We start from the raw sequence: 18,723 nt of genomic DNA, 5'->3' as shown, positions 1-18,723 counted from the left end.
CACCATCACGGCGCCCCACACCCCTTTGGACGACGCGGTGCGTCAAAGCTTGTGGGAGCTGGGTTGCCTGTCTGCCTCGCCGAGGTTCAGCAAGGAATCCAGCATGCCCAGCGTTAGCTTCAAGTCCAAGGGCTTGTGAAGGTAGCTCAGGGCCCCGGCGCGCTCTGCACGGGCCTTGGTTTCGGCGCTGACATCCGCGGACACGATGACCACCGGTGGCCGGGGTTGCTGTCGCTCTTCGCTCAACCACGTCAGCAGATCCAGCCCATTTCCATCGGGCAATTGCATGTCCAGCAGCACCAGGTCAAAGGTCTCGCTCTCCAGGCGCGCCATGGCGGTCTGGGCGGAATGCTCGAAGACGAGGCTGATCTGCGGGCGCAGCGCCAGCATGGCGGTCATGGCGTCGCGGTTGGTCTGTCGGTCTTCCACGCACAACACCTTGCGTTGGCCTGCGGTGGTATCCAGTTGGGGTGAGGCCAGGGAGCTCTGCGCGTGGGCGGAACCGGAGCCCGTGGCAGGCAGGGTGAACTGGAACTCGCTGCCTTCGTTCTCGATGGTGCGCACGCTCAAGCCGCTGCCCATCAGTTCCAGCAGCCGCTTGCAAATCACCAGTCCAATGCCGGTGCCGGGCGTGGAGGTGTTTTCGCGACCCAGCCTGTTGAAGGGTTCGAACAAGTGTTCGACCTGTTCCCGCGTCATGCCCAGGCCCGTGTCCCTGACCCGGAAGGTCAGTTGGCCCTCGTGCGCCTGGATGATCAAGCTGACCTGGCCGCCCCGCCGGTTGTACTTCACGGCGTTGCCAAGCAGGTTCAGCAGCACCTGCTTGAGCCGTGTACGGTCCGCGCGCACTTGTGCCACACCATCCTGCGTGATGACGTCCAGGTGCACCCCGGCCGAGCGCGCTTGCGTGGTCAACATCTGCTGGCAGTCGCGCGTCAGAGCGCGCACATCCACGTCTTCGATGAACACATCGACTGAGTCGCTTTCGATCTTCGACACGTCCAGTACATCAGAGATCATCTCCAGCAAGTGCAGTCCGGAAGATTCGATCTGACTGACCATGCCCAGTTGCCGGGCACTGAGTGGATCGGCCGTGTTCATCTTGAGCACCTGAGCAAAGCCCAGCACGGCGTTCAACGGGGTGCGCAACTCGTGGCTCATGCGCGAGAGGAAATCGGTTTTGGCCTGGTTGGCGGCTTCGGCAGCGGCCTTGGCCCGACGTTCCTGTTCATGCTGGCGCAGGCGCTCGCCCATTTCTGAGAAGCCTTGCTCCAGCGCCACGAACTCGCGGCTGGCCATGGCGTTGGAGGGGGGGCCGGGGTCCACGCCCCGCGACAAGCTGCTCATGCGGGCCAGCAGCCGATGTGCCGGGTCCACCACCTTGGCCATCGCCAGCCGCCATGCCACCCACATGGCTGCCAGGGACAGCAGGGCGTTGACGATCAGCAGCGTGATCAAGGACTCTTTCAGTCCGGCAGCCAGGTCGGCCTTGGGCACGCCCACCGCCACGCTCCAGTTGGAGATGCTGGAGCGGCTGAAGGCCGTGATCACGGGGATGCCGTCCAGGGTGGTGGTTTCCAGAACGCCTTCCCGCTGTTCTTGCACCATGCGGACCAGGTCGGGCACGGCCGACTTGCCCTGAAAGCGAGTCAATTCATGTGTGCGTGTGATCACTTTGCCCTGGCCGTCCAGCACGGCGCCAATCCAGTTGGCGGGCAGGCGCTGCGCCAGCAGCACCTTGGCGACGCGGTCCGGAAATATTCCGGCATTGAGGCTGTAGATGATGTGGCCGTTGCGCTTGACTGGCACGCTGATGGCCAGGATGGGTTTACCGGTGGCGGGCCCGATGAACAAGTCCGTCAGGACGGTACTGCCGGTGGTGAACACGGCTTGCAGCTGCGCTGGCCCACCTTTGGCTGGCAAGGGGGCATCGGGGGGCAATATGGTGTTGAGTTGCTGCCGCCCGCTGGCGTCGATCAAGACGTAATTGGTGATGTTCTGAAAAGGCAGCGCCTGCTTGGCTTGCTGATAAAAGGCGGGCAGGTCATGGGTGTCCAGTGAGGCAGAAGTGGCCAGCACATGCAGCCCCGATTCGATGCTGGCGATGTCTCGGTCGAGGTTGGCCGAAATGGCGCGTGTGGTGGCAATGGCATCCTGTGTGGCCCGTGCTTTTTGCTGCCGGTAGTCCGACACGATGAAGTAGGTGGACATCATGGCGCCAGGCAGGATGCAGGCCATGGCCAGCAAAGCGAGGCTGCTGCGGATGCTCCAGGTGGTGGCCAGGCGCGCCGACAGCCCGGCTCCGCGTTTGAAGACCCAGGTCTTTCGTGGGCCGATGCTTCGTGGCACGAAGTGAATCATGGCGTGAATCCAGAGGCATGGATGTCTTGAACACGGGCAGCCTGTGGACGAGGCAGCAGCGGGCACAACCAACAACACAACTGTCCACTCGGGCAGTAGACCACAAGCCTGCAGCGGCATGTTTGGATTCAGCGCATCTGGTGGGCCACGAAACCGTCAAACGACGCCAGCAAGGGTTCAAATTGGCCAGACAGCCCTTGCAGCTGCTGCAGGGCGAAGCAGGTGGCTTCCAGCGTGGACAACTGGCCAGGGCGATGTGCCTTGCGGATCAGGTAGTGAGAGGGCGGAGGCGCCTGAAGGGCCAGGCGAGGCAGCAGGCGCAGGGCCGGGTTCAGGTGCAGCATCTTGCGGCTTTTGCGCCACGTGCCGTCCAGCACGATCAGTCGAATCTGACTGGGATTGGTCGGCAAGGGGGCTGGTGGGGCTTCTTCGGCATCACCGGGGTACAGCAGAAGGTTGACGCGGTGCGTGGTGTCCAGCAGGCCTTGCAACATCAGTGGATCAAAAACCTCGCCGGTCACCAGGCGGCTGCCGACCAAGCTCAGGTGCAGCAAGCGCGCGCTGCCTTTGGCTTGGTGGACTTCCATGGGGTGCTGAAGGATCAGCACCTCTGTCTGCGTCACGGTAGGGGTGACCCATCGACAGATGCAAGTGCTTTCGGGGCGCAAGCACCGTGTGCACTGCGGCCGACCAGGCCTCACGCGTGCGCCGCCAGGATGGCCGTCAGCAGTTGCCAGGTGCGCGCCACCGAGGCCACGTCCACCGATTCGCCAGGGGCATGCGCGCCCCGGATGGTGGGTCCGAAGGAGACGATGTCCATGCCTGGGTATTTGGCCGCGATGATCCCGCATTCCAGTCCGGCGTGGATCACCTGCACGGTCGATTCGGCTTGGAACTCGTCTCGGTAGACACGCTGGCACAGCTTCAACAGGGCCGAGTCGGGGTTGGGTGTCCAGCCAGGGTATTGGCCGGCCGATTCGGCCACGGTGGAGGACAGTGCCCACAGGCTGACGATCTCGTCGGCCAGCGCCTGGCTGCCACTGTCCAGCAGAGAGCGGACCATGAAGTTGCAGTTGCCGCCGCTGGGCTTCAGGTCCACCATGCCCAGGTTGTTCGAGGTTTCGACCACGCTGGGCACGCGTTGGCTCATGCGCCGCACGCCATGGGGGCTGGCATGCAGGGTATTCAGCCACACGCCTTGGTCTTGGTCCGACAGCACTTGGGCGACCGAGGTGGCTTGAGCACTCAGCTGCAAGCCTGGCTCCACGCCAGCCAGCTCCTGGCTCAAGAGGTTTTGCCAGCGCACCAGTTCATCGGCCAACTCGGCGCCTCTTCCAGCTGGCAGGGCGATGGTGGCAAAGGCTTCGCGGGGCAGGGCGTTGCGGGCCGTGCCGCCGCGCAGTTCAGACAGCAACATGGGGTGGCGTCGTGCCAGGTCATGCAGCACCCGCACCAGCAGCTTGATCGCGTTGCCGCGCTCTTCATGGATGTTCACGCCAGAGTGCCCGCCACGCAGGCCGCGCAGAGACAGTTGCCACGTTTCGTGGCCGCCGGGCAGCGGCAGGGCCTGACCTGGCCGGGACACATTCACATCCATGCCACCAGCGCAGCCCAGGTAGAACTCGCCCCATTCCTCGGTGTCCAGGTTCAGCATCACGCTGCCTTGCAGCACGCCGCTGGCCAGGCCCTGCGCACCGCCCATGCCGGCCTCTTCATCCACGGTGAACAGCGCTTCGATCGGGCCGTGGGCCAAGCCACGGTCTTCCAACACTGCCAGGATCATGGCCACGCCCATGCCGTTGTCGGCCCCCAACGTGGTGTCCTCGGCCACCAGAAAGCCTTCGCGCAGCACCGCCTTGATCGGGTCGCGTGAGAAGTCGTGTGTGGAGTCGCTGTTCTTCTGGCAGACCATGTCCAGGTGACCTTGCAGCACCATGCCGGGCACGTGCTCGCGGCCCGGGCTGGCCGACTTGCGGACGATCAGGTTGCCAGCGGCATCGACCTGTGTGGCCAAGCCTCGCCCGTTGGCCCATTCGCGCAGGTGGTCGCGCAAGGCCTCTTCCTGCTTGGACTGGCGGGGAATGCGGCACAGCGTGGCGAAGTGGGCCCACACGGTGCTTGGATGCAAATCGCTGAACATCAACTTACCTTGTGCTGGTCTAAAACGGCATTGTCAGGTCAGCAGGTCCAGCAGGGTCCTGGCGATCACCTTGGTGGCCTTGCGCAGGTCTTCCAGCTCCAGGTGTTCATCAGCTCTTTTGGCGTTGGACTCGAAGACCGTGCGTGGCCCGGCGCCATAGATCACGGCCGGGATGCCTTGGGCGCAGTACAGCCGCACGTCGGTGTACAGGGGGGTGCCCATGTTGGGGATGGCTTGCCCAAACACCGACTGGCCGTGCTTTTGAATGGCCTCCACCAAGGGCGCGTTGCCCGGCAGTGGCTGCAATGACTTGGCCAGCAGCAGGCGTTTCACGTCCACGGTGATGCCGGGGAAGTTGGCGGCGGCCTCGGCGATCACGCGGCGGATGTCGGCTTCCACGGCCACGGGGTCTTCTTCCGGGATCATGCGGCGGTCCAGCTTCAGCACCACTTTGCCGGGGACCACATTGGTGTTGGTGCCGCCTTCAATGCGGCCCACGTTCAGGTAGGGGTGTGTGATGCCCGGCACCTTGGACGTGGTCGCTTTGTAGAGAGCGTTTTGCGCGTACAGGGCATTGAGGATGACGACCGCGCCTTGCAAGGCGTCGATCCCGGTGTGCGGGATGGCGGCGTGGGCCATCAGGCCGTGCACGGTCACTTCCATCTGCAGGCAGCCGTTGTGGGCGGTGACGACCTCGTAGCTGAATCCTGCGGCGATCAGCAGGTCGGGTTTGGTCAAGCCCTGGCGCAGCAACCAGCCTGGGCCCATCTCGCCACCGAACTCTTCGTCGTAGGTGAAGTGCAGTTCGACCCCGCCTTGGATGGTGGGCGCTCCAGTCTGGGCGGCCAGGGCTTCCAGCGCACGCAGGGCAAAGCTGAAGGTGGCGAAGTCGCTTTTGCTGACGGCGCTGGCGCGGCCATACAGCTTGCCATCGACGACCTCGCCGCCATAGGGGGCGTGGGTCCAGCCTTCGCCCGGGGGGACCACGTCGCCGTGGGCGTTGAGGGCCACGGTGCGGCCGCCTTCGGCAAAGCGGCGGCGCACGATCAGGTTGGTCAGGCTGGTCAGCCCGTAGTCTCGCACCTCGGCTTCGGGCACGGCGTGTTGCTCGGCCTGCCAGCCAAAAATAGAGAGCAACTCGGCGGTGCGTTGCGCGTGCGGCGCGTTGTTGCCGGGGGGCGTGTCGGTGGGCACCTGCACCAGGGCCTGCAGAAAGCGCACTTCTTCGTCGAAGTGGGCGTCGATCCAGGCGTCCAGGGCCTGGTAGGCGGAAGCGGTTGTCATAGGTTTTCCAGCAAGTGCATGAAGGCGTCCACGCAAAGTTGGGCGTCGTCGCTGGTGATGGTCTCGAGCGGGTTGTGGCTGATGCCGGCGTTGCCGCCCCGCACAAAGAGCATGGCTTGCGGCATGACCTGGTGCAGCTTCATGGCGTCGTGGCCAGCGCCGCTGGGCAGGGTGTAAGCCGGCAGGCCGGTGGCTTGAACAGCCTGGGCCCAGCGGGCTTGCCAGGCAGGGTCGCTGGGCGCGGCGGCGGCGGTCATGGTGCGTTCCAGTTTGTAGTGCACACCGCGTCGTGCGCAGATGCTTTGCAGCGCACCTTCCACGTCGCTGGCCAGGGCGTCGCGCTGCTCGTTGTTGGGCGCGCGCAGGTCCAAGGTGAACTGGCAGCGGCCGGGCACCACGTTGATCGAGCCTTGCGGCACATTCAAGACGCCCACGGTGCCGACGGAGGGGCCATGGGGGCTGCTCTGATCCAGACCCGCCCGGCGCTCGACGTAGAGCAGCAGCTTGGCCACGGCGGCGGCGGCATCCTTGCGGCGGTCCATGGGTGTGGTGCCGGCGTGGCTGGCCATGCCCACCACTTCGCCGCTGTAGCGTGCGCTGCCGTTGATGGACGTGACCACGCCCAAGGGCATGTCGATTTCGTCCAGCACGGGGCCTTGCTCGATGTGCACTTCGACAAATGCCTTGTACTGGCTGGGGTCACGCTTCAGGGCCTTGATGGCGTCCAGTTTGCCCGGCAGTCCAGCGTCCACCATGGCCTGGCGCACGGAGATGCCATCGGCGTCAAGCAGGTCCAGCCAGGCTGGGTTGAAGTCGCCGGTCAATGCGCCCGATCCTAAAAAGGTGGCCTTGTAGCGCTGGCCTTCTTCTTCGGCAAAGCCCACCACCTCGATGCCGAAGGGCAGGCGCTGACCGCGGCGGTGCAACTGACGCACGCAGGCCATGGGCACGAAGATGCCCAGCCTGCCGTCGTACTTGCCGCCGTTGCGAACGGTGTCGAAGTGAGAGCCTGTCAGCAGCCAGGGTTCATCGGGGTCGGTGCCACGGTAGCGGCCCACCACATTCCCCACAGCGTCCTGGGTGACTTCGTCAAAGCCGCAATCGTGCATCCAGGTTTGCAGATCCTTGGCGCAGGCTTGGTGGGCGGGGGTCAGGTAGGTCACCGTCAACTGGTCGGCGGTGTCGCCTGTGCCTTCGGTGTGCCGAGCCAAGGCCTCTGCCCAGTCCCACACCAACTCGCCGTCTGCATTGCTCACGGCGAACTTGTCGTTCAGGCGGATCTCGGCGATGCGGTGGATGTTGCGCAGGCACTCGGCCAGTTCAAAGTCCGGGTGGTTGTCCAGGCGGCGCTGGAAGGTGGCGATGATGGCCGGGCGGCTCAGGCCCTGGCCGCGCGGGCCGCGCACCGCCATGATGAAAGGCCAGCCAAAGCGGGCGTTGTAATCCTGGTTGAGCTGTTGCAGCAGGGCGAACTCCTCAGCCGTGCAGTGGGTCAGGCCGGCTTTGCTTTGCTCATTGGTGGATTCCGACGTGAGTTGGCCAGCCACGGCGGCCTTGCCTGCCAGCTCGGGGTGGGCGCGGATCAGGCCCAGTTGCGCTTCTGGTGCTGCTTGCCGAACCACGCGGGCCAAGGCGTATTTCAAATGGGGCAGGGTCTTGAAAGGCCGTTGCGCCCAGGTTTGCTCGGCAATCCAGGGAGAGTGTTCGTAGACGCCATCCAGCAAGGCGGTGAAGCCAGCCTGATCGGCGTTGTTGAGTTGGTCCAGGGTCAGGCTCATGATGGGTGCACCGCTTTCCAGTGGCGCGCGATGTCCAGGCGGCGGCAAACCCAGACCTTGTCGTGCGCTTCAAGGTGGTCCAGAAAACGCTGCAGTGCACGGATGCGGCCAGGCCGTCCCAGCAGGCGGCAGTGCATGCCCACGCTCATCATCTTGGGCGAGTTGGCGCCGTTGGGGTCGCCCTCGGCGTAGAGCACGTCGAAGGTGTCGCGCAGGTAGGTGAAAAAATCGTCGGCCTGCGAATAGCCTTGCGGCAGGCAAAAGCGCATGTCGTTCACATCGAGCGTGTAGGGCACGATCAACTGCGACACGGTTTCGCCGTTGGTTTTGGTCACCGGCATCCAGAAGGGCAGGTCATCGCCGTAGTAGTCGCTGTCGTATTCAAAGCCGCCATAGTCGGCCACCAATCGGTGCGTGTTGGGGCTGTCGCGGCCGGTGTACCAGCCCAGGGCACGCTGACCAGTGAGTTGCTCGATGGCCTGCATGCCCAGCGCCATGTGCTCGCGCTCGGTGGCCTCGTCCACATTCTGGTAGCTGATCCAGCGCCAGCCGTGGCAGGCGATTTCGTGGCCCAGTTCAACAAAGGCCCGCGTCAGTTCCGGGTGGCGTTGCAGGGCCATGCCCACGCCAAACACGGTGAGCGGCAGCTGGCGTTGCTCGAACTCGCGCAGCAGGCGCCACACGCCCACACGCGATCCGTACTCGTAGATCGACTCCATGCTCAGGTGCCGGTCCGCAAAGGCGGGCGGGTTGAACATCTCGCTGAGGAACTGCTCGCTGCCCGGGTCGCCGTGCAATACGCTGTTCTCGCCGCCTTCTTCGTAGTTCAGCACGAACTGCACGGCAATGCGCGCACCGCCGGGCCATTGGGCATGCGGTGGATTGCGGCCATGCCCGATCAGGTCGCGCGGGTAGGGGGTGCTGTTCACGTTGGCGGTCATGGTCTCAGGGCATCGGCCAGTGTGAGCTGGGGGACGCGGGGGTGTTCGGTCAATCGGTGTTCGACGGTGTTCAGGTGCTCGTCCATCAAGCGGATGGCCTCATCGGCATCGCGTGCCTCGATGGCCCGCAGGATGTCGACGTGTTCCGCATTGGAGGCCCCTGCGTCGTCGGATGACTGGTACATCAGGGTGATCAGCGAGCAGCGCGATACCAACTCCTGGATCAGCTCGATCAGGACCTGGTTGCCCAGCACCTCGGCCAGGCGCACGTGGAAATCGAACAACAGCTTGGTGCGCGTGGCCACGTCAATGCGGCTCACAGCCTCACGCTCGGCTTTCAAATGCGCCTTCAGCCGTTTGATGTCAAGCGGGCGGGCCTTGTCGACCAGCTCGCGCAGCATCTGGCTTTCGACCATGCGGCGCACGGCGAAAACTTCGCGTGCCTCAATGATCGACGGCTTGGCCACGAAGGCGCCACGGGCCGGCTCCAACCGCACCAGCTTGAGCTGCGACAGGCGGATCAGCGCCTGCCTCACGATGGTGCGCGACACGCCAAAGCGGTCGCCGATGGTTTGCTCGACCAGCTTGGCGCCGGGCTGCAGGCGGTGTTCCACGATGGCGCGCGTGACCGCGGCCACGATGACTTCGGTGCTGGACGACTCGCCTTCGTCCACGCATGCCTGATCCACGGTCGGCAGGGCGTCTGCATCGACCTTGGCCAGTCGGAGGTTCTTGCGTGAAGCGCTCATCGTGGTTAAAGTGTATACAGTTTTGTGCGCTGTCGGCAAGCCCGAGGCGGCCTTTCATGGTCGGCCCGCGACTTGCATCGCCCCTCTTGAAGGCACATGCCGTGCCAGGACACCCCGATCCATGACCGACCCCAATCCCCCCATCGCCTCCGCACCTTCAGGCCGCCTGACCACCCATGTGCTTGACACCGTGCATGGCCACCCCGCCGCCGGCATGTCGGTGGCCTTGTACGTGATGCAGGGTGAATGGGCCTTGATCAAGCAGGCTCGCACCAACGCCGACGGCCGCCTGGACGCGCCCCTGCTGTCTGGCCACGACCTGGTGCCGGGACGCTACCGCCTGGTGTTTGACGTCGAGGCGTATTTCCGCCACATGGGCGTCGATCTGCCCAAGCCTGCCTTTTTGGGCCAGGTGCCGCTGGACTTCGGCATGGCCGACAACACGGCGCATTACCACGTGCCCCTGCTGGTCAGCCCCTGGGCGTATTCCACCTACCGAGGCAGTTGATCGATGTTTGCAGACGCGGCACCCTGGCTGAACTACGCCCTGGATTGGGCCAATCTTTTGCTGCGATGGGCCCACGTGGTGGTGGCCATCGCGTGGATCGGCTCTTCGTTTTATTTCGTGTGGCTGGACAACAGCCTGACCCCGCCGCCTGACCAGGCCCTGAAAGACAAGGGCGTGGGCGGCGAGTTGTGGGCGGTGCACGGCGGCGGCTTCTACAACCCGCAGAAGTACCTGGGGGCGCCCAAGGCCGTGCCTGCGCACCTGCATTGGTTCTACTGGGAAAGCTATTCCACCTGGCTGACGGGCTTTGCCTTGTTCACGGTGTTGTACCTGTTCAATGCGGGCACCTTTTTGATCGACAAATCGGTGTTCAACTGGACGCCCACGGCGGCGGTGGGCACGGCGCTGGGTTTCCTGGCTGGCTTCTGGTTCATCTATGACTGGATCTGCCGCACCGTCGGCCGCAAGCCCGAAGGCAATGCACTGGTAGGAGCCCTGGTGTGTGTCGTCGTGGTGTTCGCGGCCTGGGCTGCTTCGCAACTGTTCGCGGGCCGTGCTGCCTTGCTGTTGGTCGGGGCCATGATGGCCACCACCATGAGTGCCAACGTGTTCTTCTGGATCATCCCGGGGCAGCGCACCGTGGTCGAATCCATCAAGGCAGGCCAGCCGGTGGACCCGGTGCATGGCCAGCGCGGCAAGCAGCGCAGCGTGCACAACACCTACTTCACCATGCCGGTGTTGATTGCCATGCTCAGCAACCACTACAGCTGGGTCTACAGCCATGCACACAACTGGCTGGCGCTGGTGCTGTTGATGTTGGCGGGTGCCTTGATCCGCCATTTCTTCGTGGCGCGGCACAAGACTGAAGTGGCAGGGGCGCCAGCGCCCTGGCGTTGGGCCGTGGCTGGTGGCGTGGTATTGCTGGGCGTGATCATCTGGTTGGCGCCCACGCCACGTCTGGCTGTGGTGGCCAAGCCGACGGTGGCCGCCTCCTCTTCGGCCCCTGTCGCCAGTGCCCCGGTGAACCCGCTGCTGGCCCAGGTCAACGGCATTGTTCAGCAACGCTGCCTGATGTGTCACAACGCTGAATTGGCCAGCAAGGGCGTGGCATTGCACACGCCCGAACTGATTGCACAGCACAAGCAACAGATCTACCAGCAGGCGGTGATGCTGCGGGCCATGCCGATGAACAACGCCACGAAGATCACGGAGGATGAACGTGGGATTTTGGCCAAGTGGTATGAAGCCGGGCCCTGAGGGCGGCCCCTCCCGCTATCGGTGAGATAGGGGTTTTCAGTGTCGCCAGCACTGTTTATGCGTGAGAATTTCCTCTCCTTCTAACCCCGGAAAGAGGAGCTCACATGGGTAGCGACAAGACTGAGGCCAAGTGCCCGTTCAATCACGCCACAGGCGCTGGCACAACCAGTCAAGACTGGTGGCCCAAGCAATTGCGCGTGGACCTGCTCCATCAGCACTCCGCCAAATCCGACCCCTTGGGGCAGAGCTTCAATTACGCCGAGGCTTTCAAGAGCCTTGATCTGGCAGCCGTCAAGAAAGACCTGGCCGCCTTGATGACCGATTCTCAAGACTGGTGGCCGGCCGACTTCGGGCACTACGGTCCGCTGTTCATCCGCATGGCCTGGCACAGCGCTGGCACTTACCGCATTGGCGATGGCCGTGGCGGTGCGGGCCGTGGTCAGCAACGCTTCGCGCCCTTGAACAGTTGGCCAGACAACGTGAGCCTGGACAAGGCCCGTCGGCTGATCTGGCCCATCAAGCAGAAGTACGGCCAGAAGATCTCGTGGGCGGATCTGATGATCCTGACTGGCAACGTGGCCCTGGAAACCATGGGCTTCAAGACCTTCGGCTTTGCTGGTGGCCGCGAAGACGTGTGGGAGCCTGATCAAGACGTGTATTGGGGCCGCGAGACGACCTGGCTGGGCGGTGACCTGCGTTACGCCCATGGCTCGGATGGTGTTGCGAAGGCGGGCGGGGTGCTCGTGTCCGATGACCAGGCCGACGGCGACAAGCACACGCGCAACCTGGAGGATCCACTGGCCGCCGTTCAGATGGGCCTGATCTACGTCAACCCGGAAGGCCCGGATGGCAACCCCGACCCCATCGCTGCGGCGCGCGACATCCGCGACACCTTTGCGCGCATGGCCATGGACGATGAAGAGACCGTTGCGTTGATCGCTGGCGGCCACACCTTTGGCAAGACCCATGGCGCCGGCCCAGCCTCTCATGTTTCGGACGAACCCGAAGCGGCCGACATCGAAGACCAGGGCTTTGGCTGGAAGAGCAGTTTTGGCACGGGCAAGGGCGGTGATGCGATCACCAGCGGCCTGGAGGTCACCTGGACCACCACGCCCACGAAGTGGAGCAATAACTTCTTCGAGAACCTGTTCGGCTTCGAGTGGGAGTTGACCAAGAGCCCTGCAGGCGCCCATCAATGGGCGGCCAAGGGCGGCGCGGGCGCGGGCACCATCCCGCATGCGCACGACCCTGCCAAGCGCCTGGCGCCCACCATGCTCACCACCGACCTGTCACTGCGCATGGACCCAGCTTACGAGAAGATCTCCCGGCGCTTCCTCGCGAACCCCGATCAGTTTGCCGATGCTTTCGCGCGGGCCTGGTTCAAGCTCACCCACCGCGACATGGGGCCGCGCGCCCGCTACCTGGGCCCTGAAGTGCCCGCCGAGGAACTCATCTGGCAGGACCCCATCCCGGCCGTGAACCACGCCTTGGTCGATGCACCGGATGTCGCAGTGCTCAAGCAGAAGGTGTTGACATCGGGCTTGACGGTGGCGCAGCTCGTCTCCACCGCGTGGGCATCGGCGTCCACCTTCCGTGGCTCGGACAAGCGGGGCGGGGCCAACGGCGCGCGCATCCGCCTCGCGCCGCAGAAGGACTGGGCCGTGAACCAACCAGAGCAATTGCCCAAAGTGCTGGCCGTGCTGGAAGGCATCCGCGGTGGTTTCAATGCCGCACAGGCTGGCGGCAAGGCGATCTCATTGGCCGACCTGATCGTGCTGGCAGGCAGTGCGGGTGTGGAGAAGGCCGCCAGCGATGCTGGCCATGCGTTGACGGTGCCTTTCACGCCGGGCCGCGCGGACGCCTCGCAAGATCAGACCGACGTGCCGTCCTTCGTGCCGCTGGAGCCGATCGCCGATGGCTTTCGCAACTACCAGAAGGCGCGGTATGCCGTGCCGGCCGAAGCCTTGCTGATCGACAAGGCGCAACTCCTGACGCTGACCGCGCCAGAGATGACGGTGCTGGTCGGTGGCTTGCGCGTGTTGGGGGCCAATGTGGGGCAGACCCCGCACGGCGTCTTCACCCACAAGCCCGGTACGCTGAGCAATGACTACTTCGTCAACCTGCTGGACATGGGCACGGAGTGGAGGCCGGTCTCAAGCGCCAAGGAGGTGTTTGAAGGGCGCGATCGCAAGACAGGCGCCATGAAGTGGACGGCCACGCGCGTCGACCTGATCTTTGGATCGAACGCGCACTTGCGCGCCATTGCCGAGGTTTACGGCAGCTCGGACTCGAAGCAGAAGTTCGCTCAGGACTTTGTGGCGGCGTGGGTCAAGGTGATGAACCTGGACCGTTTCGACGCAGAATGCTAGCGCAACATGAGGAACTCCATACATGAACACACCCAGCTACGACATCGTGGTTTTCGGTGCCAGCAGTTTTGTTGGCCAGATTCTGAGCAAATACCTGGCCGAACATTTTTCGGGCCAGAACGAGTCCTTGCGGTGGGCCATCGCTGGCCGCTCTGAATCAAAGCTGAATGAGGTCAAGCGCTCACTGGGTGCGGCAGGACAGTCCCTGCCCATCATCGTGGCGGATGCCGCCAACGAAGCCCAATTGAGGGCCATGTGCGCGCAGACGCGGGTGGTGGTTTCCACCGTCGGGCCTTATGCACTGTATGGCGAGCCGCTGGTCAAGGTTTGCGCGGAAAGCGGCACCGACTACTGTGACCTCACGGGCGAGACTCCGTGGATGAGACGGATGATCGATCGGTACGAGGCCACTGCCCGGCAATCGGGTGCACGCATCGTGCATTGCTGCGGCTTCGACTCGGTGCCCTCGGACATGGGCGTTCGCTTCTTGCAGCAGCAGGCGATGAAGCAATGGGGGGCTCCGGTCACCAGCGTCAAGATGCGGGTGAAGTCCATGAAGGGCGGTGCCTCTGGCGGCACGGTGGCCAGCCTGGTCAATGTGGTCAAGGAGGCCATGGCCGATCCAGCCTTACGCAAGGAACTGGCCAATCCCTATTCCCTGTGTCCTTCGGGCCATGGCTTCACGGCTCGCCAGCACGCCGTCAATGCAGCTGAGTTCGACGACGACTTCGGGGCTTGGGCCGCTCCCTTCGTGATGGCCGCCATCAATGAGCGTGTGGTTCACCGCTCCAACGGCCTGTCGGGCCAGGCCTATGGCGAACGGTTCACTTATGACGAAGGCATGCTGACGGGCTCAGGCGTCAAAGGTCGCTTGGCTGCCTTGGCGGTCGCGGCCGGCCTGTCCTTTTTCACGGCGGGCATTGCCATTGGCCCCACGCGCCGCCTGCTGGAGCGCTTCGTGCTGCCCAAACCAGGCGAAGGCCCCAGCCCCGAGGCCCAGTTGACCGGCCGGTATGACCTGCGCTTCTTTGGCCGAACCGACCAGGGGCAGACCCTGCGTGCGAAGGTCACCGGAGACCGAGATCCTGGTTATGGCTCTACCGGCAAGATGCTGGGCCAGGCGGCGGCCAGTTTGGCACTGGACCATGTTCAGGATGGTGTCAAAGTGGGCCGTGGTGGTGGTTTCTGGACGCCTGCCACCATGTTCGATGACCGGTTCATCGAACGCTTGGTGCGCCATGCCGGGTTGCGTTTTGAACAGGTGTCTTCCTGATCTCTGCAAAGGCTCAGCGAACCTGTCTGCTGTGGTCCACGGGCAAATGCATCTGCCGATGTTGCATGCAGACCTTTGACCCTGAAACTCAGGCACGCAGCGCGGCTTCGATCTGAGCGATGTCGATCTTGCCCATCGTCATCATCGCGTCGAAGGCGCGCTTGGCAGCGGCGCGGTCAGGGTGGGTGATCGCGGTCATCAGGACGCGAGGCGTGATCTGCCAAGACAAGCCCCATTTGTCCTTGCACCAACCGCAGGCGCTTTCCTGGCCGCCGTTGCCGACGATCGCGTTCCAGAGGCGGTCCGTCTCCATCTGGTCGTCGGTGGCCACCTGGAACGAGAAGGCCTCGTCGTGCTTGAACTGCGGGCCGCCGTTCAGGCCCAGGCAAGGGATGCCCATCACCGTGAACTCCACAGTCAAAACGTCGCCCTCCTTGCCGTCGGGGTAGTCGCCTGGCGCGTGGTGGACGGCGGTCACCGCGCTGTCCGGGAATGTTTCGGCGTAGAAGGTCGCGGCGTCCAGGGCGGTGCCGTCGTACCAAAGGCAAATCGTGTTCTTGCTGGCCATGGGGTTCTCCTGAGTCAGGCCTGTCAATTTACCAAGACGCGCAAGCTGTCGCTGATCAACCTGGACACATTGGTGGCAGGGCCTTCGTGCATGACGGTGCGATCAGGCCGTGCAATGGCCACCCAGCCCATCGGCGCGTAGTTCGGAACCAACGCCCCACTGATGTCCTCCCAGCGTTCGGAGCGCGTGCCAGCGCATGAACGCCCCCGCGGATCAATCTGAACGAATCTCCCCCCCGCCTTCACCCACGAACGGGACACTGCGGGGTCAAGGTGCTGCTGAGGGTCCACGCCAAAGCCAATGGCCACCATGGTCTCTCCGAGCACGTCGTCACTCAACAATGGCCGGGCGTTCAAGCTCCCACGCACCCAACCTTGCGCCAACAGGCCACCACGCCGCAGCCGAGACGGCCCGCCTTTGCCCACGAACAGCCCCTTCCGAAAGCAGTGCGCTGGCTTGACCTCCAGCTCCTCGAACAGGCGTCGCAAGCGGGGCACCAAACGCAGGCCACTCATCACGCCATGGAGTAAAAAGGCTGACACCGAATTGCCTGGCATGACCATGCGGCCCATGAAGGTGGCCAGCCGCACCATCGCCACCACATGGGGTCGCCGCTCCTGGTTGTAGGTTTCCAGGATGGCGGCGCTGGCCCGGCCCTGGAGCACCCAGGCCAGCTTCCAGCCCAGGTTGCCCACGTCACGCAAACCCGCCACCAGGCCCTGACCAATGAAGGGCGGCGTGATGTGAGCCGCATCACCCACCAGGAAAGCGCGCGCCGATGAAAACCGATTGGCCACCCGGGCGTGAAAGCGGTAGACCGCCACACGCTCGATCTCGATCTCTTCCGTCTTGGCCCATGGTGCCAGCAGGCGTCGGATGGTTTCCGGCTTCTCCATTTCTTCGCGTGTCTCATGCGGGGCCAACTTGAACTCCCAGCGCTGGCGTCCGCCTGGGGCCACCATGTGCGGCACGGGCCTCTTGTGATTGCACAGGAACTCGACGTGGTCTATGGGATCAGGCACCTTCTTCGCATCGACCACCAGCCAGTCCTCCGGGTAAGACTGCCCATCAAACTGATGCCCCAGTTGACGGCGCACGAGCGAGTTGGCCCCATCTGCCCCGATGAGGTAGTCGGCACGCACGACGGACACCGAGCCGTTGGCCGTTTTCAGACTCACGTGCACGCCACCGCCGTCTTGGGTGAATGAGACCATTTCGACGCCCAGATGGGTTTGCACATGTGGATGCATGGCCAGTTTGGCGCGCAGCACCGCTTCGAGTTCGGGCTGGAAAAACGTGACCAGCTTGGGATGCCCGTCCATGGGGCCGCAAGAGTTGGCCTGCCCGAATTGACCAAACACCGGCGAGTGCATGCGCACGTGCGGGATGGCCACCGTCTCGAACTCACCCTCGGTCACGCCGCACATCTGCAGTATGCGAAGGGCCTCGTTGTCCAGGGCAATGGCACGGGGGGCCGCAAAGATCTCAGTGGCCTGATCAATGGCCAGCACCTGGATGCCGTAGCGCCCCAGCAGATTACACAGGGCCGCGCCCACGGGCCCCAGGCCGACAACGATGACGGATGTTTGAGAGGGGAGCAACTGCATGGCATGCTTTCAAAAATTATGATCTCTAATGTCACAAATTGAACACATGTGTTCAATTAAAACACTTAGGGAAGATGCTGGGTCATTTTTAATTGACTAAATTGAACACATGTGTTCAATTTGAGGCCTCGAAAGTGAGGTCTATCCATGGCTCCGTCCACCAGCGCTCAAGAGCGCATTCATCAAGCTGCATTGCGGCTCTTCGCTGAGCGCGGGGTCACGCAGGTCAATGTGAAAGAGTTGGCGCTGGCTGCTGGCGTGGCCCGAGGCACCATCTACGCCCATGTGAGCGAGCCAGAAAGGCTGTTCGAGGACGTGGCCGGCCAACTGGCTGCCGAGATGAACGAGCGGGTGGCCTTGAGTTTTCAGGGCGTGGTCGATCCTGCTCACCGCTTGGCCAATGGCATTCGCTTCTACGTTCGGCGCGCGCACGAGGAGCCTGACTGGGGGCGCTTCATCAACCGCTTCGCCTTTGCCAACCCTTCCATGCAACAAATGTGGAATGGGCAGCCCGTTCAAGACCTGATGAATGGGGTTCTGGAAGGACGCTACCGCTTCCAGACGGCCCAGTTGCCCTCGGTGGTGGGCTTGGTGGCGGGCGGGGTGCTGGGCGCGATCTTGCTGGTGCTCGAAGGCCACCAGACTTGGCGCGCAGCGGGCTCAGACACGGCGGAGCTGGTGTTGATCGCCTTGGGCATTCACCCCTATGAAGCGAAATCGCTGGCCACGCATGAACTGCCAGCCTTGCCAGACAGGTCGGCCCCATGAAGTTGAGCACGCTTGAGCCTGCGCGGCATGCCAACCCGACGGTCAAGGCGCAAAGCCTGGCTTACCTGATGTTTGAACGCCCCGACCTGGACAAGGCGGAGCGGTTCTTGACCGACTTTGGTTTGAAGGTGGCGCACCGCGAGGCCGGGGCCATTTACTTCCGGTCCGCTGGCACGGCTCCATTCTGCTATCGCGTGGCGCAGGCGGCAAAGCCGCGCTTCGTGGGCTTTGGCCTGACGGTGGGTGACCGGGCTGATCTGCTGAAGCTGGCCAGTCTGCCTGGCGCATCGCCGGTGCGAATGGCCAGGACGCCTGGTGGCGGTGAGGTGGTGAGCTTGGTCGATCCCTCGGGCTTTGAAGTCGAGGTGGTGGCTGGGCAGTCGATGTCAACGCCACTGGCCGTGCGCCCACCATTGGCCATGAACCTGGGCAACACGCCTGTGCGGGTTGATGCGACCCAGCGCCTGCCTTTCGAGCCGCCCGAGGTTCTCAAGCTCGGTCATGTTGTGCTGGAAGTGGCCGACTTCCAGGCGACCTGTGGCTGGTACACGCGGCACCTGGGCTTCATCCCGAGCGATGTGCAGGTGCTGCCCGATGGCTCGCCTGCCGTGGCGTTCATGCGGCTGAACCTGGGGGCTCAACCCGCTGACCACCACACCCTCGCCTTGGCGCAAGGCTTCATGCCGATGTACAGCCACAGTGCTTACGAAGTGGTGGACGCCGATGCCGTGGGCATGGGCCAGCGCCTGCTGCGGGAACGAGGATGGCGGCACGCCTGGGGCATTGGCCGACACATCCTTGGCAGCCAGATCTTTGATTACTGGCAGGATCCTTGGGACGCCAAGCACGAACACTATTGCGATGGTGATGTGATGACGGCCCAACTGGGCACCGGCGTTCACCCGGTCAGCCGCGAAGCCATGTCTCAATGGGGACCGCTGATGCCCGGCAGCTTTACCAAGCCCAAGCTGACCCCGTCGAACATCGCCGCCCTGCTGCGCAACTTGCGCCGCAGCCCAGACCTGTCTGTGCGCAAGCTCATCACCTTGGCCAGGCTGTTTGCCTGACATCGGCATGACCCCACTCACGCGCCGTCGCTCGCTCAAGCTCAGTGCCGCCA

At 63.8% G+C, this 18,723-nt stretch carries 15 protein-coding genes; 6 read left to right on the top strand and 9 right to left on the bottom strand.

Annotated elements, in window-relative coordinates; all coding sequences use genetic code 11:
- Nucleotides 1-42: 42 nt before the first annotated feature.
- The 7 genes from Q7V20_RS01005 to Q7V20_RS00975 form a co-directional block, all read right to left on the bottom strand.
- Nucleotides 43-2,361, bottom strand: coding sequence for a hybrid sensor histidine kinase/response regulator (locus Q7V20_RS01005; protein WP_304786238.1), 2,319 nt, complete (start codon nucleotides 2,359-2,361; stop codon nucleotides 43-45).
- A gap of 128 nt (nucleotides 2,362-2,489) precedes the next feature.
- Nucleotides 2,490-3,062 carry a tRNA-uridine aminocarboxypropyltransferase gene (locus Q7V20_RS01000; RefSeq protein WP_304786236.1) on the bottom strand — a complete coding sequence of 191 codons (573 nt, stop codon included), beginning with the start codon at nucleotides 3,060-3,062 and terminating at the stop codon, nucleotides 2,490-2,492.
- The gene (locus Q7V20_RS00995; protein ID WP_304786234.1) at nucleotides 3,059-4,501 is read right to left on the bottom strand and encodes an aminoacyl-histidine dipeptidase; all 1,443 of its coding nucleotides are present in this window, start codon (nucleotides 4,499-4,501) and stop codon (nucleotides 3,059-3,061) included. Before Q7V20_RS00995 ends, Q7V20_RS01000 begins: the two co-directional genes overlap by 4 nt.
- Nucleotides 4,502-4,534: 33 nt before the next feature.
- Nucleotides 4,535-5,785, bottom strand: coding sequence for a M20/M25/M40 family metallo-hydrolase (locus Q7V20_RS00990; RefSeq protein ID WP_304786232.1), 1,251 nt, complete (start codon nucleotides 5,783-5,785; stop codon nucleotides 4,535-4,537).
- Nucleotides 5,782-7,563 carry a 2-oxo-4-hydroxy-4-carboxy-5-ureidoimidazoline decarboxylase gene (uraD, locus tag Q7V20_RS00985; protein ID WP_304786230.1) on the bottom strand — a complete coding sequence of 594 codons (1,782 nt, stop codon included), beginning with the start codon at nucleotides 7,561-7,563 and terminating at the stop codon, nucleotides 5,782-5,784. The genes Q7V20_RS00990 and uraD overlap by 4 nt, the downstream gene beginning before the upstream one ends.
- The gene (puuE, locus tag Q7V20_RS00980) at nucleotides 7,560-8,504 is read right to left on the bottom strand and encodes an allantoinase PuuE (RefSeq protein ID WP_304786228.1); all 945 of its coding nucleotides are present in this window, start codon (nucleotides 8,502-8,504) and stop codon (nucleotides 7,560-7,562) included. Before puuE ends, uraD begins: the two co-directional genes overlap by 4 nt.
- Nucleotides 8,501-9,253: a GntR family transcriptional regulator gene (locus Q7V20_RS00975; protein ID WP_370652379.1), complete on the bottom strand. Its 753-nt coding sequence runs from the start codon at nucleotides 9,251-9,253 to the stop codon at nucleotides 8,501-8,503. The genes puuE and Q7V20_RS00975 overlap by 4 nt, the downstream gene beginning before the upstream one ends.
- 121 nt (nucleotides 9,254-9,374) lie before the next feature.
- On the opposite strand from Q7V20_RS00975, the gene uraH reads away from it, so the two are divergent.
- The 4 genes from uraH (at nucleotide 9,375) to Q7V20_RS00955 (ending at nucleotide 14,660) form a co-directional block, all read left to right on the top strand.
- Nucleotides 9,375-9,761 carry a hydroxyisourate hydrolase gene (uraH, locus tag Q7V20_RS00970; RefSeq protein WP_304786226.1) on the top strand — a complete coding sequence of 129 codons (387 nt, stop codon included), beginning with the start codon at nucleotides 9,375-9,377 and terminating at the stop codon, nucleotides 9,759-9,761.
- A 3-nt stretch (nucleotides 9,762-9,764) separates the two neighbouring features.
- Nucleotides 9,765-11,018: a urate hydroxylase PuuD gene (locus Q7V20_RS00965; RefSeq protein WP_304786224.1), complete on the top strand. Its 1,254-nt coding sequence runs from the start codon at nucleotides 9,765-9,767 to the stop codon at nucleotides 11,016-11,018.
- 104 nt (nucleotides 11,019-11,122) lie between these two features.
- Nucleotides 11,123-13,387, top strand: a complete 2,265-nt coding sequence (gene katG, locus Q7V20_RS00960) for a catalase/peroxidase HPI (protein ID WP_304786222.1) — start codon at nucleotides 11,123-11,125, stop codon at nucleotides 13,385-13,387.
- 22 nt (nucleotides 13,388-13,409) lie between these two features.
- The gene (locus Q7V20_RS00955) at nucleotides 13,410-14,660 is read left to right on the top strand and encodes a trans-acting enoyl reductase family protein (protein WP_304786220.1); all 1,251 of its coding nucleotides are present in this window, start codon (nucleotides 13,410-13,412) and stop codon (nucleotides 14,658-14,660) included.
- 88 nt (nucleotides 14,661-14,748) lie between these two features.
- Here Q7V20_RS00955 and Q7V20_RS00950 read toward each other — a convergent pair whose 3' ends face one another.
- Both Q7V20_RS00950 and Q7V20_RS00945 read right to left on the bottom strand, forming a co-directional pair.
- Entirely contained in the window at nucleotides 14,749-15,228 is a 480-nt protein-coding gene (locus Q7V20_RS00950; RefSeq protein WP_304786217.1) for a VOC family protein, read from the bottom strand.
- Between the two features lie 23 nt (nucleotides 15,229-15,251).
- Entirely contained in the window at nucleotides 15,252-16,835 is a 1,584-nt protein-coding gene (locus tag Q7V20_RS00945) for a bifunctional 3-(3-hydroxy-phenyl)propionate/3-hydroxycinnamic acid hydroxylase (RefSeq protein ID WP_304786215.1), read from the bottom strand.
- Between the two features lie 147 nt (nucleotides 16,836-16,982).
- On the opposite strand from Q7V20_RS00945, the gene Q7V20_RS00940 reads away from it, so the two are divergent.
- Nucleotides 16,983-17,603, top strand: a complete 621-nt coding sequence (locus tag Q7V20_RS00940; RefSeq protein ID WP_300545682.1) for a TetR/AcrR family transcriptional regulator — start codon at nucleotides 16,983-16,985, stop codon at nucleotides 17,601-17,603.
- Nucleotides 17,600-18,670 (top strand): 2,4,5-trihydroxytoluene oxygenase, encoded by a 1,071-nt coding sequence (locus tag Q7V20_RS00935; RefSeq protein WP_304786211.1) that lies wholly within the window; start codon nucleotides 17,600-17,602, stop codon nucleotides 18,668-18,670. Before Q7V20_RS00940 ends, Q7V20_RS00935 begins: the two co-directional genes overlap by 4 nt.
- The last annotated feature ends 53 nt before the right edge of the window (nucleotides 18,671-18,723 follow it).

This window comes from Aquabacterium sp. (assembly GCF_030652515.1).
GTDB lineage: Bacteria > Pseudomonadota > Gammaproteobacteria > Burkholderiales > Burkholderiaceae_C > Aquabacterium.
The sequence above is the reverse complement of the archived record's forward strand: the minus strand, read 5'-3'. Positions and strand labels throughout refer to the sequence as shown.